The sequence below is a fragment of the Cupriavidus sp. 21MJTG02-4 genome (assembly GCF_057798975.1).
Window position 1 is genome coordinate 248,265 of record NZ_JBYOJP010000005.1, and the last position, 14,229, is coordinate 262,493.

The window sequence follows — 14,229 nt, forward strand, 5'->3', positions numbered from 1 at the left end:
CCTGATGCATTGCACAATCGGATGTCAGCCAAAGAAGTCAACCTGACGTATGCTGTAACGTTACTGAAAGGTTAGGCTTCCATTTCTCGGGCGCTTCCGCCCATTGCCTCAAGCTAATTCAATGAAAAAGAAGGACATTGAGATTTTCGATGTCATGTCGCTGCGCGGCCCGAATATGTGGACATATCGGCCTGTGCTGGAGGCGTGGGTCGATATCGGGGAGCTGGAGGATTTTCCCTCCAACACGATTCCGGGGTTCTACGAACGGCTGTCGACGTGGTTGCCGACGCTGGTCGAGCATCGCTGCAGCATTGGCGAGCGCGGCGGCTTCCTGCAGCGCCTCAAGGAAGGCACATGGCCGGGCCACATCCTGGAACACGTGACGCTTGAGTTGCAGAACCTGGCTGGCATGCCCGGCGGGTTCGGCAAAGCGCGCGAGACCCCGGTCCGGGGCGTCTACAAGGTGATCGTGCGCGCCTGGCATGAGCAGGTCACGCGCGCCGCGCTGTTCGCGGCACGCGACCTGGTGATGGCCGCGATCGAGGATCGCCCGTTCGACGTCCCCGCCGCCGTTGATAACCTGCGCCGCCTGGTCGATGAGCACTGCCTCGGCCCGAGCACGGCGTGCATCGCCGATGCCGCCGATGACCGCGACATCCCGTCCATCCGCCTGTCCGACGGCAACCTGGTACAGCTCGGCTACGGCGCGCGCCAGCGCCGCATCTGGACGGCCGAGACCGACCGCACCAGCGCCATCGCCGAGAGCATTTCGCGCGACAAGGACCTCACCAAGAGCCTGCTGGAATCGTGCGGCGTGCCGGTGCCCGAAGGCCGCATGGTCGAGTCGCCCGAAGACGCCTGGGAAGCCGCCGAGGACATCGGCGTGCCGGTGGTGGTCAAGCCGTACGACGGCAACCATGGCCGCGGCGTCTTTACCAACCTGGTGACGCGCGAAGAAGTCGCGACCGCCTACGCGGTGGCCATCGAGGAAGGCAACGGCGTGATCGTCGAGCGCTTCATCCCTGGCAACGAACACCGCCTGCTGGTCGTGGGCGGGCGCATGGTCGCCGCCGCGATGGGCGAGACCGCCAGCGTGGTGGGCGACGGCAAGTCGACCATCGAAGAACTGATCGAACTGCAGATCAACTCGGACCCGCGCCGCGGCAGCACCGAAGACCATCCGCTGAACCGCGTCCGGCTGGACTCGGCGGCGCGCCTGGAACTCAAGCGCCAGGGCATGGATGGCACCTCGGTCCCGCCCGAAGGCAGGACCGTGCTGATCCAGCGCACCGGCAACGTGGCCTTCGACGTCACCGACCGCGTGCACCCGAGCGTGGCCGCGCATGCAGCGCTGGCCGCGCGCGTGGTCGGCCTGGATATCGCGGGCGTGGACCTGGTGGCCGAGGACATCTCGCGCCCGCTGGCCGAGCAACGCGGTGCCATCGTGGAAGTCAACGCCGGCCCGGGCCTGCTCATGCACCTCAAGCCGGCGGAAGGCACGCCGCGCCCGGTGGGCCGCGCCATCGTCGACCACCTCTTCCCCGAGGACGACGACACCAACCCCGGCCGCATCCCGGTGGTCGGCATTACCGGCACCAACGGCAAGACCGTGGTCGCGAAGCTGGTCGCGCGCCTGCTGCAGCTGTCGGGCAAGCACACCGGCCTCGCCTGCAGCGACGGCCTGTTCCTGGACCGCCGCCTGGTGCAGGGCGGCGACCGCGCCAACTGGGACGCCGGCCACCGCATCCTGATGAACCGCGCGGTGGAAGCCGCCGTGTTCGAGAACGACAGCGGCGCCATCCTTTCCGAGGGCCTGGTCTATGACCGCTGCCAGGTCGGCGTGGTCACCAACTTCGATGCGCCCGACCACATGGGCGACTACTACGTCGAAGATGAAGACCGCATGTTCAACGTACTGCGCACCCAGGTTGACGTGGTGCTCAAGAACGGCGCCGCCGTGCTCAACGCGCGCGACGAACGCGTGGTGGAAATGGCCGAGCTGTCGGACGGCGACGTGATCTTCTTCGGCCTGTCCGCCGAACTGCCGGCCATCGTCGCGCATCGTGCCAACGGCAAGCGTGCCGTGTTCGTGCGCGACGGCAAGGTCGTGCTGGCCACCGGCCAAAGCGAAACGCCGCTGACCGATGTCGCCGCCATTCCGGTGACCTACGCCGGCCGCGTCTCGTTCCAGGTGGAAAACGTGCTGGCGGCAGTCGCCACCGGCTGGGCGCTGGGCATCTCCAACGACCTGATCCGCGCGGGCATCGTGACCTTCGACGTGGGCCAGGTCGACGTGCCGGGCCGCTTCACGCTGTTCGAGCGCAACGGCGCCATCGTCGTGGTGGATGATGCGCACAACACGCCTGCGCTGGAGGCCCTGGCCGTGGCGCTGGACCGTTTCCCGGCCGAACGCCGCATGATCGTCTACGGTGCCGGCGTGCAGCGCCGCGACGAAGACATGGTCCGCCAGGGCAAGGTCCTGGGCGCCAGCTTTGACCGCGTGTTCCTGTGCGAAGACGAGAGCGTCAAGCGCGCGCTGCCTGACACCGAAGCCCGCGCGCTGCTCAAGCAGGGGCTGTACGAAGGACGCCGCGTCACCAAGATCATCGACGAAGGCAAGCGCCGCGACGCCATCGAGACCGCGCTCAGCCAGCTGGTGGCCGGTGACCTGCTGGTGCTGCAGTGCGACGAAGGCGCCCCCGGCGCCACTGTCGACCGCGTGCACCAGTGGATGGGCCAGCCCCAGCGCCGCGCCTGACGGCCCGAAGAAGAACGGAACCCAGAATCTATGGAAGTCTCTCGCATCCGGGCCCTGCGCGGCCCGAACCTGTGGTGCCGCCACACCGCCATCGAGGCGATCGTGGCCTGTTCGGACTTGTCGGATATGGTCATGGCCATGCCCGGCTTTGAAGACCGCCTGCGCGCGCGCTTTCCCGACATCGGGCCGCTGCATCCGGACGAAGATGCCGGCGAGCTGTCGCTCGCGCACGTGCTGGAAGGCGCCACGCTGCGCCTGCAGGCCGCGGCCGGCTGCCCCGTGACGTTCAGCCGCACGGCGCAGACCGTGGAGCCCGGCACCTACCAGGTGATCGTGCAGTACAGCGAGGAAGAAGTCGGCCGCCTGGCGTTCGACCTGGCCCAGGCATTGTGCCTGGCCGCGCGCGACGACGCGCCGTTCGACCTGGACGACGCGCTGCACCGCCTGCGCGAACTCGACGAAGACGTGCGCCTGGGGCCCAGCACGGGCTCCATCGTCTACGCCGCCGTGGCGCGCGGGATCCCGTATCGCCGCCTGACGCAGGGTTCGATGGTGCAGTTTGGCTGGGGCAGCAAGCAGCGCCGTATCCAGGCCGCCGAAACCAGCGCGACCAGCGCCGTGGCCGAATCGATCGCGCAGGACAAGGAGCTGACCAAGAGCCTGCTCCATGCCGCCGGCGTGCCGGTGCCGCTGGGCCGCTCGGTGCGCAGCGCCGAGCAAGCGTGGGAAGCCGCGCAGGAAATCGACGCCCCCGTGGTGGTGAAGCCGCGCGACGGCAACCAGGGCAAGGGCGTGGCCGTGCGTATCCGCACGCGCGAAGAAGTGATGACGGCCTATGAGGTCGCTTCGGACATCAGCTCCGACGTGATCGTCGAGCGCTACATTCCGGGCCATGATTTCCGCCTGCTGGTGGTGGGCAAGCATCTCGTCGCCGCGGCGCGCCGCGACCCGCCGCAGGTGATCGGCGATGGCTCGCATACCGTGCGCCAGCTGGTCGAGGAAGTGAACCGCGACCCGCGCCGCGGCGAAGGCCATGCGACTTCGCTGACCAAGATCCGCTTTGACGATATCGCCCTGGCGACGCTGGCCAAGCAGGGCCTGACGGCGGAATCCGTGCCGCCCAAGGGCACGCGCGTGGTGCTGCGCAACAATGCCAACTTGTCGACCGGCGGCAGCGCCACCGACGTGACCGACGACGTCCACCCGGACATCGCCGCGCGCGCCGTGGCCGCCGCGCAGATGGTTGGCCTCGACATCGCCGGCGTGGATGCCGTGTGCGAGACCATGCTCAAGCCGTTCGAGGAACAGGCCGGCGGCGTGGTCGAAGTCAACGCCGCGCCGGGCCTGCGCATGCACTTGCAGCCTTCGTATGGCAAGGGCCGTGCGGTTGGCGAAGCCATCGTGTCGACCATGTTCGCCGACGGCGATGATGGCCGCATTCCGGTTGTGGCGGTATCGGGCACCAACGGCAAGACCACCACGGTCCGCCTGATCACCCATCTGATGGCCACCAGCGGCCTGCGCATGGGCATGACCGGCACCGACGGCGTCTATATCCGTGGCGAGCGCATCGACACCGGCGACTGCAGCGGCCCGCGCAGCGCACGCAACGTGCTGCTGCATCCGGATGTCGACGCCGCCGTGTTCGAGACCGCGCGTGGCGGCCTGCTGCGCGAAGGCCTGGCGTTCGACCGCTGCGACGTGGCCGTGGTGACCAACGTCGGCGAAGGCGACCACCTCGGCCTGTCCTACATCAGCACGGTGGAAGACCTGGCCGTGCTCAAAAGCGTGATCGTGCAGAACGTGGCGCCGCACGGCATGGCCGTGCTCAACGCCGCGGATCCGATGGTGGTGCGCATGGCCGATGCCTGCCCCGGCTCGGTGACGTTCTTCGCGCATGACCCGGGCCAGCCGGCCATGGCCACGCACCGTGCGCAGGGCAAGCGCGTGGTGTTCGTCGACGGCGACCACATCGTGGCCTCCGAAGGCGACAACGAAGTGCGCTTTGCACTGGCCGAGATCCCGCTCACGCGCAACGGCACGATCGGCTTCCAGGTGGAGAACGCCATGTCGTCGATCGCCGCGGCCTGGGCGCTCGGCATTGACTGGACCATCATCCGCCGCGGCCTGGCGACCTTCGTCAACGACGCGCAGACGGCCCCGGGCCGCTTTAACGTGTTCGACTACCGGGGCGCCACGCTGATTGCCGACTATGGCCACAACCCCGACGCCATCCAGGCGCTGTGTAATGCCGTGCAGACCATGCCGGCCAAGCGCCGCATGGTGGTGATCAGCGGCGCCGGCGACCGCCGCGACGAAGACATCCGCAAGCAGACCCAGATCCTGGGCGGCGTATTCGACGAGGTGATCCTCTACCAGGACCAGTGCCAGCGCGGCCGCGAGGACGGCGAAGTGCTCGCCCTGCTGCGCGAGGGCCTGCAGGGCGCCACGCGCGCCAGCACCATTGACGAGATCCGTGGCGAGTTTGTGGCCATCGACACGTCGCTGTCGCGGGTGCAGGCTGGTGATCTTTGCCTGATCCTGGTGGACCAGGTGGACGAAGCGCTGGCGCACATCGCCAGCCGCGTCGCGCAGGGTTAAACCAGCAGCCTGGATGGACAAAGGGCCAGCCCCGACGGGCTGGCCCTTTTTATTTGGCCGGGCGCTTTCTAGTGCCGCCCCGGCAATGAAAGGCGGCGCTCCAGCACATGCTGCAGTCCCGAAAGCCCGGTGCTCAGCACCCAGTAGATCACCGCCACCGCAAGATAAAGCGGCAACGGCTGGTAAGTCGCCGCAATGACTTCCTGCGCCGTACGCAGCAACTCCGTCACCGTGATCACCGACACCAGCGAGGTGTCCTTGATCAGGCTGATCAGGCTGTTGGAAAGGCTCGGCACCGCCAGGCGCAAAGCCTGCGGCCCGACCACATAGCGCAGCGTCTGCCCGGGCGTCAGGCCCAGGCTATACGCCGCCAGCCACTGGCCGCGCGCGATGCCAAGGATCGCGCCGCGCATGCTCTCGGACAGGTAGGCGCCCACATTGAGGCTCAGCGTCAGCACACCGGCCGGTGTCGGCTCCAGTGCGATGCCGATGCCCGGCAAGCCGTAGTAGACGACAAAGATCTGCACCAGCAAGGGCGTTCCGCGCATGATGCTGACGTACCCGCGCGCGATGCCCTTCAGGATGGCGCTGTGGCTGATGCCCATCAGCGCCACCACCGTGCCCAGCACCAGCCCGAAGGCCATCGACCACAGTGCGAACTTGATGGTCAGCAGCGTGCCCTGCAGCAGCACGGGCATGGAATCGGAGACGAGCTGGAGAGCGGACATTTGCGGGAGGCAGGAAGAGACGCGCCAATCGTAACGGCCCGCCGGGATGCGCGCAAACCCCGCGCGGCCTGCTGCCGGGCGGGGTACTGGTCAATGGCAGGGACTGGGTAGGGACTGCTTACTTGCCGGGCTTGGTCACGTCCGAGCCGAACCACTTCACCGACAGCTTGGTCAGGGTGCCGTCCTTGCGCAGGTCGTCCAGCGCATGGTCGATGGCCTGGGCAAACTTCGGGTTGTCCTTGCGGAACGGAATGGCAACCTCGGCATTGGCGCCCGACACGACCGCACCAGGACGCAGCGGCAGGTTGGCGGTCTTGATCAGGTAGTTGACCATCAGCCGGTCATTGAGCGCGGCATCCACGCGCTGCGCGGCCAGGTCGCGCAGGTATTCGGGCGCGCCGGGATAGGTCTTGACGTCGATGCCCGGCACCGACTTGGCCAGGTCGTTGTAGTTGCTGCCCAGGCTCACGCCGAGCTTGTGGCCCTTGAGATCTTCGAGCGACTTGAACTCGCGCTTGTCATCCTTGCGCTGGATGAGCTGGGCGGCCGAATAGACATAAGGCGTGGAGAAGTCCAGCACCTGCTTGCGCTGTGGCGTCACCGAGACCTGGTTGACGATCACGTCGAACTTGCCGGCCTGCAGGCCGGCAATGATGCCGCTCCATTCGGTGGTGACGAATTCGGGCTTCACGCCAAGCTTGGCGGCCACGGCGCGCGCCACGTCGACATCGAAACCGTCGAGTTCATTCCTGGCGTTGCGGAAGCCGAACGGCGGATAGGTGCCTTCGAGGCCGATCTTCAGCACGCCGGCCTGCTTGACGGTATCGAGCAGGTCTGCGGCACTGGCCGCGGTGGCGCCAAGGCCGGCGGCGCCAGCGATCAGCGAGGCAGCCAGCAGGGTTTTGAGCCAGCCATGACGAATCGATCGCATATGTTCTCCAGTGGGATGCGGAATGGCCGGCAGCCTCTTGTAAAGGCCTGCAGGCCGGTTGTGCTGCTATGAGCCTATATCGGCCTCAACACTACCGCAAACGCTATCGATAGCGAAATAACGATTCATCATGGCTATATAACTGCCTGCCCTGCCGCGCGTTGCTGGAACGCCTTACTGGAATGCCTTGTCGTTCGGCGCGGCGAACAGCGCCTTCATGTCCGCGGACAGCGGATAGTTCATGTTGATGCCGCGCGGCGGGATCGGCGACATGAACCACTTGTTGTACAGCTTCTCGGCGCGGCCGCTGGTCATCAGATCGGCCACCACGCCATCGGCCAGCTTCTTGAACGACGGGTCGTCCTTGCGGAACATGCACGCGTAGTTCTCGGTCTGCAGCGGCGCGCCCACCACCACCCAGTCGCCCGCGCTCTTGGCCTTGGTGCGCTCGCCGTACAGCAGCGGCTCGTCCATGACGAAGGCCGCGGCACGGCCGCTTTCCAGGATCAGGAACGACTGGCCATGATCCTTGGTGCTGATCAGGTTCATGTTCATGGCCTTCTCGCCGTTCATCTTGACCAGCAGGCGCTCGCCCGTGGTGCCGGCGGTGGTGACCACGTTGCGATCCTTCAGGTCGGTGAATTCCTTCACGCCCGAATCCTTTTTGGTCAGCATCTTGATGCCGTACACGAACAGGCTGTTCGAGAACGCTACCTGCTTCTGCCGCTCGAGGTTGTTGGTGGTGCTGCCGCACTCGATGTCGATGGTGCCGTTCTGCACCAGCGGAATCCGGTTCTGCGAGGTGATCGGCGTGAGCCTGACCTGCAGGTTCGACAGCTTGAGATCGCTCTTCACCTTGTCGACGATCTGCAGCAGGATCTCGTGCGAGTAGCCCATCACCTCCTTGCCGTCCGTGTACGAGAACGGAATCGACGACTCGCGGTAGCCCAGCGAGATCACCCCGCTCTCCTTGATCTTGCGCAGCGTGTCGCCATCGGCGGCGCTGGCCACCGTGGCGGCGAATGTGCTGACCAGGCTGAGGGCGGTGGCTGCCAGCAGGCGCAGGGGGACCCGCGTGCGGCTAGTGTGCAGTTGCTTCATGTTGGCGCTCCTTCTGTTGAGGGTGCTTGTTGATCGAGGCATTCCATCGAAACCACGTACTGCAATACTGAAAACCGCTGCCGCGCGGCTAGGCGCGCGCGGCGGAAAACTCCTCTGCATTGACTGCGGGCTTGCGGCCGGCGAGCTGGTCGGCCAGCAGTCCCGCACTGCCCATGGCGAGCGTAAAGCCCAGCGCGCCATGCCCGAGATTGAGCCACAGTCCACGCAGCCGTGACGGTCCGACCATCGGCAGGCCGTCCGGCGTGGCAGGTCGCAGCCCGGCCCACGGCTGCAGCTGCGCCAGCGGGATATCGGGCACGATACCGTCAAACAGCGCGCGCGTCTGCGTCACCAGCGCGCCGACGCGCTCCGGATCGATGCGCGCGCCGCCGCGCACCAGGTCGGCCATGCCCGCCACGCGCAGTGTGTTGCCGATGCGCGCATAGACGATCTTGTTGGCGAAATCCGTGATGCTGATATGCGGCGCGCGCGCGCCTTCCGCCAGCGGCACGGTGATGCTGTAGCCCTTGAGCGGCCATAACGGCGGCCGCACGCCGAGCGGACGCAGCAGCGGCACGCTGCCGATGCCGCCTGCAACCACCACGGCATCGGCCGGCACCACGCCGGACGCCGTCCGCACACCGCTGATGCGATCCCCTTCCTGTACCAGCTCCTGCACGATGGTGCCAAAGCGCATCGACACGCCGGGCTGTTGCTGCAGCAAGCGTGCCAGCGACAGGCAGAAACGGTGGCAGTCGCCGACTTCCTCGCTCGGCGTATAGATCGCGCCCGCGATCTCGTCGCGGATGCCGAGTAGCGCGGGTTCCAGCGCCACGCAGGCCTCGCGGTCCAGCGCCTGCTGTTCGCAACCCAGGCTGGCCTGGTAGTCAAGCAGGCGGCGCGCCGACTCGAACGCGTCGCCATCGCGGTGCACAATCAGTTTGCCGCGCCGCGCGAAATCGAAATCCGTGCCCGCCCCCGCCTTGCTGCCTTCGCTGGCCACGAACGCCTGCATCAGGTCGCGCGAGTAGAACGCCAGGCGCAGCAGCTTGCGCGTGGTCGCCTCGCTGGTGGCAGCGTTGCACGCGCGCATGAACGCGGCCAGCCAGCGCCACTGCGCGGGGTCCGCCACGGGCCGGAAGCGCATGGGCGAGTCGCGCCGCAGCAGCCAGCCCGGCACCTTGCCCATCACGCCCGGGCCGGCCAGCGGCGCCACGTAGCTGTAGCTGAGCTGGCCGCCATTGGCGAAGCTGGTTTCCTCGCCGGGGCCATCATGCCGTTCGAGCACCGTCACCTCGTGGCCGTCCTGTGCCAGGCGCCAGGCGCTGCTCATGCCGACCACGCCGGCGCCCACGATCACTACCCGCATTGCCATCTTTGTCGCCTTCTATCCAATGGCAGCAGCGTAGACGAGCGCACGCGGCTTGCCCAATGCCAATACGTGCCAGAATATGTCTTCAGGCTATGGACCGCTAACGTTCCCCCCGCACCACCGCACCAGCACCTTCATCATGCGATTGCGACAGATCGAAGTCTTCCGCGCCATCATGCTGACCGGCACGGTCAGCGAGGCCGCGCGCCTGCTCCACGTCTCGCAGCCCGTGGTCACGCGCGTGCTGCAGCACGCCGAGGCATCGCTCGGCTTCCGGCTGTTCGAGCGCGTGCGCGGCCGCCTGCAGGCGACGCCGGAAGCCACCGCGCTGTACGGCGATGTCGAAAGGCTATATGGCGAGATCGAGCGCGTACGGCGCGTGTCGGAAAGCCTGCGCCACAAGGGCGTCGGCCGCCTGCGCGTGGCGGCCACGCCGAGCCTGGCGGGCCCGCTGCTGGTGCCGGCGGTGCGCGGTTTTTGCGCGCGCTACCCCGATACCCAGGTACAGGTGCTGACCCACCATACCGACGAGATCGTCGGCGCGCTGCTTGCCAACCAGATCGACCTGGGCTTCGCCTTCTCGCCGCCGCGCCATGAAGCCATCACCTGCGAGCCGGTGGCCGTCGGGCATATGCTGCTTGCGGTACCACGCGACCAGCCACTGCCGGCCGGCGGCCGGCGCCATGTGGTGCCGATGCGCAAGCTGATGGAGCGGCCCTTTGTCGGCTACGACGACAACAGCTCGCTCGGGCTGCTGGTGCGGCAAACGCTGGCGCGGCATGCGCTGGAGCCGCGCTCCACGCTCGAGGTCCAGACGTATTCCCTGGCACTGGCGCTGGTGGAAGCCGGCCTTGGCATGGCGCTGCTTGACCAGTACACCGCGCTGAGCGCCAACCCCGGCAAGGTGTCGCTTCATGCGGTGCAGCCCGCGCTGCCGTTTGAAATACAGATGCTGCGCGCGAGCCACCGCGCGGCATCGAGCCTGGTCGCCGACATGCGCGATCAGTTCGCGCAGGCCGCCTCGGCCCTGGCCGCCACCCTGCCCGAGCGGCTCGAAGCGCCCGCCGCCAGCTTCGACGCCACCACGGCTGGCGCATCGCGGGCGCGCGATTGATTGACAGCCGCGCGCGGCCTGCACCATCATCAAGGCGCCCGAACGGTGCCCGTATCCAGCCATGTTCGTACTGATCCTGCTCCTCCTCATCCTGATCAGCGCCTTCTTCTCGATTTCCGAGATTGCGCTGACCGCCGCCCGCCGCACCAAGCTCCAGACCTTGTCCGAACGCGGCGATCGCCGCGCCACCAAGGTGCTGCTGCTCAAGGAAGAGCCCGGAAACTTCTTCACCATCGTCCAGATCGGCGTGAACAGCGTTGCGATCCTGGCCGGTATCCTCGGTGAAAAGCATGTGTCGGACCTGGTGCTCGCGGGACTGTCGCCCTACATGGAGGTCGGCATTGCGCAGCGCATCGCGAATATCGGCTCGTTCCTGATCGTGACGCTGCTGTTCATCCAGTTTGCCGACCTGATTCCCAAGCGCATCGCCATGAGCTTTCCCGAGGCGTGCGCGCTTGCGGTGATCGATCCCATGCTGATGCTGCTGCGCGTGCTCAAGCCGCTGGTGTTCGTATTCAACGCCGCGGCCGATGCCACGCTGCGGCTGTTCGGCCTGCCGACCAAGACCGTCGAGCAGATCACCACCGAGGACATCGCCGCCATGGTCGATGCCGGCGCCGAGGCCGGCGTGCTGCTCAAGCACGAGATTCGCCTGATCGAGAACGTGTTCGAGCTCGACTCCAAGAGCGTCACGGCGATCATGACGCCGCGCGACGACGTGGTCTACCTGAGCCTGGACGAGACCGCCGACAGCGTGCGGCGCAAGCTTGTCAGCCAGCCGCACGCGCAGTATCCGGTATGCGGGCACGATCTCGACGATGTGCAGGGCTACATCGACTCCAAGGACATCCTCCAATTGCTGCTGGCCGACGAAACCGCGAGCGTGATGGGCAATATCGGCAGTCACCATGACAAGAACGTGCTGGTGATCCCCGACACGCTGACCTTGTCCGAAGCCCTGACCCGCTTCCGCGAGATGCACCAGAGCTTTGCCGTGGTGATGAACGAGTACGGCCTGGTGGTCGGCATCGTCACGCTCGACGACATCGTCGGCGCGCTGATGGGGGACATACTCTATTCAAGCGAAGACGAGCAGATCGTGCAGCGCGACGACAGCTCGTGGCTGGTGGACGGCCTGACGCCGCTGGTCGACCTGAAAAAGGCGCTCGAACTCGATTCGCTGCCCGGCGAGGACTACGTCGATACCGTGGCGGGACTGGTGATCTACGCGCTCAAGCGCATCCCTAAGAAATCCGAATCGATCACTGTGGCGGGCTTTCGCTTTGAAGTGCTGGACATCGACCATCACAAGATCGATCAGTTGCTGGTGTCGCGTCTGCCGGCCGGGACGACGACAGCCCAGGCGACGCCGCAGCCGCAGCCGGAGCCGGGACACTGAGCGCACCCGCCTGGCGATACTGCGCGATCCTGTCAGGCAGGCGGAACGCCACCAGATATGCGGCGGCCGCCATGACCGTGACAGCCGCGACAGTGCCAAGCTGCCATGCCGGCAAGCGCGCCGGCACATGCAGCGTGATGTAGGCGGTGCCGAGCAGTGCAATCCACGCAAGCCCGAGCACAAACCCGGCCGCGACATCCGACAGCCAGTGCATGCCCAGGTACAACCGCGACAGGCCGATCACCGTCACGGCCACGGTGGTCAGTGCCAGCACCGGGACGCGCACGCGCCACGGCTGGCGCAGGCAGATCAGGAACGCCAGGAAGCCATAGGTCACCATGCTGCTGGTGGCATGGCCGCTGGGGAACGAGTAGGACTCCAGCCCGCTGTAGATGCTGGCCGGACGATGGCGCTGCAGGCCGAACTTGAGCGCCACCACGCAGGCGCGCGCGCCAAGCAAGGCAACCGCCCAGTACGCCGCGGTGGCCCATGCTCGCCGCCACGCCAGCCACGCAAACACAGCGACGCCTACCGCCACCGAGACCCGTGCGCCGCCAAGCTCGGTGACGGCGATCATGGCGACGTCGAGCCAGCCTTGCCGCGACGCGCGCAGCTGCGCGAATACCGTGTGGTCCAGCACGAACAGCCCCCGCTCCTCGGCAATCCCGTCGACCAGCCAGAGCAGCGCGCCGCCGCATGCCAACAGAAGCGCGCCCGCGGCCGCGACGAGCAGCAACTCGGCGGCGTCGCGCTCCAGCATCCGCAGCGTCACGGCACGAAACCGCGATGGGACGCCGTCGCCTGCAGTGCGCCTGGCCAATGCCGACGCGCCGGCGGCGCGCCAGGCATCCAGCCGGCTCACCAGCGGCCGCAGGAGGATGAGCAACAGCGGGACCAGCCAGAACAGCAGCAAGACCGCCAGCGCGAACAGCGCCAGCACGCCTAGCACATTGGCAGGTATCAGCCAGTGCCCATCACGTTGGAATGCCTGCGCATCCATGGCTGCTCTCGTGTCTTGTGTCCGTACTCAGCCGCCCGCAACGCGCGCAATGTTGGCGCGCGCCGGTGCCTCGCAATCGGCGAAGGCGTCGGTCACGAACAATCGCGGACGCTGTGCCAGCGTGGACAGGAAAGCAGAACGGCGCTCGCGGAAGGCCTGCATCAGCGCCTCGCCCGACAGCCCCGTGCGCGCCGCCAGCAAGGCGCGGTTCTCTTCAAAGACGGCAAGGCTGTATCCGTCGAAATCTTCCGCGGACACGGCGAGTCGGTACAGATCGAGATCGAGCACCGCCGCCGACTCCGCGACGGTGGCCTCATGCGTGCGCGTATCCAGCACGATCTGCGCCGCAAGCGCGACCGTAGCCGCATCGACGCCGGGTGCCATGGTCGGGATCAGCGCGGCGGACGCAGCCTCGTTGTGTTCGCAGCCGGGGACATAGACGGCATCATGGAACAGCGCCGCCAGCGCCTGGGCGGGATTCAGCATCACGCCGCGGATCCGGGCCTGTTCAAACATTTCCAGCACATGGCGGCGGTCGTGATAACGACGATAGGGCGCGTCATACAAGGCCAGCACATCGAGCACGGTTCTGCGCGGCAGGAAATCGAGGCAGGCCAATGCAGCGGGCCACTCCGGCGCAAAGCGCGGCACCGTGCCTTGCGGCGTGGCCACAGGCTCGCTGAAGACGTCGGCGGTACGCACCCACAGCAGCGAACGATCGCGCATCGCTTCATAGACCACCACGGGGGACAGGTCGGCCTCGAAGCGGCCCACGCCGATCACGGCATAGGCACCGCCCTTGTAGTGCCGGTACGGCATGCCGGGCACCAGGTCGGCATCGCGCGGCAGTTCATCGGGATCGCCCTGGAAACGCGGAGGATCGGCGGGGGTGGATGTCATCGGCTGCCCTCGAAAAATACGGCCCGCTCGGAACCGGTGAACGCGTACGCATGGGTAGCACTATCGGCTCATATCGATGCCCGGCATAGGGCTGCGATAAAAACTGGCGCACAAAAAACAAAACCGACGCCTGCTTGCGCAAGAGTCGGTCTGAGTTTTACTACAGTCTTCTTGTCTGCCGGTGGTCGAACAATCGGCAGCTTCTTGTTTGGCGGAGAGGGTGGGATTCGAACCCACGGTACCGTCGCCGGTACGCCTGATTTCGAGTCAGGTACATTCGACCACTCTGCCACCTCTCCGGTAACTTGGTCGCCGTGCAGCGAAA

The 14,229-nt window shown here is 66.7% G+C and carries 9 protein-coding genes, 1 tRNA gene and 1 pseudogene; 4 read left to right on the forward strand and 7 right to left on the reverse strand.

What is annotated here, in order from left to right:
* The first annotated feature begins 121 nt into the window (after nt 1-121).
* Together cphA (AC3FKH_RS12825) and cphA (AC3FKH_RS12830) are read left to right on the forward strand one after the other, a co-directional pair.
* The gene (cphA, locus tag AC3FKH_RS12825; RefSeq protein WP_488676000.1) at nt 122-2,758 is read left to right on the forward strand and encodes a cyanophycin synthetase; all 2,637 of its coding nucleotides are present in this window, start codon (nt 122-124) and stop codon (nt 2,756-2,758) included.
* 30 nt (nt 2,759-2,788) lie between these two features.
* The gene (cphA, locus tag AC3FKH_RS12830) at nt 2,789-5,359 is read left to right on the forward strand and encodes a cyanophycin synthetase (RefSeq protein WP_488676002.1); all 2,571 of its coding nucleotides are present in this window, start codon (nt 2,789-2,791) and stop codon (nt 5,357-5,359) included.
* A gap of 68 nt (nt 5,360-5,427) precedes the next feature.
* Here the strand turns inward: cphA (AC3FKH_RS12830) and AC3FKH_RS12835 are convergent, their stop codons facing one another.
* The 4 genes from AC3FKH_RS12835 to AC3FKH_RS12850 form a co-directional block, all read right to left on the reverse strand.
* Entirely contained in the window at nt 5,428-6,087 is a 660-nt protein-coding gene (locus tag AC3FKH_RS12835) for an amino acid ABC transporter permease (RefSeq protein ID WP_488676004.1), read from the reverse strand.
* A 118-nt stretch (nt 6,088-6,205) separates the two neighbouring features.
* On the reverse strand, nt 6,206-7,018 hold the full coding sequence (locus AC3FKH_RS12840; protein WP_488676006.1) for a transporter substrate-binding domain-containing protein: 813 nt from the start codon (nt 7,016-7,018) through the stop codon (nt 6,206-6,208).
* Nucleotides 7,019-7,192: 174 nt separating this feature from the next.
* On the reverse strand, nt 7,193-8,119 hold the full coding sequence (locus AC3FKH_RS12845) for a glutamate/aspartate ABC transporter substrate-binding protein (RefSeq protein ID WP_488676007.1): 927 nt from the start codon (nt 8,117-8,119) through the stop codon (nt 7,193-7,195).
* 88 nt (nt 8,120-8,207) lie between these two features.
* Nucleotides 8,208-9,488, reverse strand: coding sequence for a D-amino acid dehydrogenase (locus AC3FKH_RS12850; RefSeq protein WP_488676282.1), 1,281 nt, complete (start codon nt 9,486-9,488; stop codon nt 8,208-8,210).
* Between the two features lie 142 nt (nt 9,489-9,630).
* Between AC3FKH_RS12850 and AC3FKH_RS12855 the strand changes: the two genes are divergently transcribed.
* The gene (locus AC3FKH_RS12855; RefSeq protein ID WP_488676009.1) at nt 9,631-10,605 is read left to right on the forward strand and encodes a LysR family transcriptional regulator; all 975 of its coding nucleotides are present in this window, start codon (nt 9,631-9,633) and stop codon (nt 10,603-10,605) included.
* A 61-nt stretch (nt 10,606-10,666) separates the two neighbouring features.
* Nucleotides 10,667-12,004: a polyamine export protein PaeA gene (gene paeA, locus AC3FKH_RS12860; RefSeq protein WP_488676011.1), complete on the forward strand. Its 1,338-nt coding sequence runs from the start codon at nt 10,667-10,669 to the stop codon at nt 12,002-12,004.
* A gap of 163 nt (nt 12,005-12,167) precedes the next feature.
* On the opposite strand, the pseudogene AC3FKH_RS12865 reads toward paeA, so the two are convergent.
* The 3 genes and pseudogenes from AC3FKH_RS12865 to AC3FKH_RS12875 form a co-directional block, all read right to left on the reverse strand.
* Nucleotides 12,168-13,004: pseudogene (locus AC3FKH_RS12865) on the reverse strand (phosphatase PAP2 family protein); the annotation flags it as partial.
* Nucleotides 13,005-13,031: 27 nt separating this feature from the next.
* A complete protein-coding gene (locus AC3FKH_RS12870) occupies nt 13,032-13,904 on the reverse strand; it encodes a DUF1653 domain-containing protein (RefSeq protein ID WP_488676013.1) in 873 nt (290 codons plus the stop codon).
* 209 nt (nt 13,905-14,113) lie between these two features.
* A tRNA-Ser gene (locus AC3FKH_RS12875) sits at nt 14,114-14,203 on the reverse strand.
* Between the last annotated feature and the right edge of the window lie 26 nt (nt 14,204-14,229).

Coding starts and splice junctions, on each gene's coding strand:
- cphA (WP_488676000.1), top strand. CDS start 122: ATGAAAAAGAAGGACATTGAGATTTTCGATGTCATGTCGCTGCGCGGC.
- AC3FKH_RS12845 (WP_488676007.1), bottom strand. CDS start 8,119: ATGAAGCAACTGCACACTAGCCGCACGCGGGTCCCCCTGCGCCTGCTG.
- AC3FKH_RS12850 (WP_488676282.1), bottom strand. CDS start 9,488: ATGCGGGTAGTGATCGTGGGCGCCGGCGTGGTCGGCATGAGCAGCGCC.
- AC3FKH_RS12840 (WP_488676006.1), bottom strand. CDS start 7,018: ATGCGATCGATTCGTCATGGCTGGCTCAAAACCCTGCTGGCTGCCTCG.
- cphA (WP_488676002.1), top strand. CDS start 2,789: ATGGAAGTCTCTCGCATCCGGGCCCTGCGCGGCCCGAACCTGTGGTGC.
- AC3FKH_RS12870 (WP_488676013.1), bottom strand. CDS start 13,904: ATGACATCCACCCCCGCCGATCCTCCGCGTTTCCAGGGCGATCCCGAT.
- AC3FKH_RS12835 (WP_488676004.1), bottom strand. CDS start 6,087: ATGTCCGCTCTCCAGCTCGTCTCCGATTCCATGCCCGTGCTGCTGCAG.
- AC3FKH_RS12855 (WP_488676009.1), top strand. CDS start 9,631: ATGCGATTGCGACAGATCGAAGTCTTCCGCGCCATCATGCTGACCGGC.
- paeA (WP_488676011.1), top strand. CDS start 10,667: ATGTTCGTACTGATCCTGCTCCTCCTCATCCTGATCAGCGCCTTCTTC.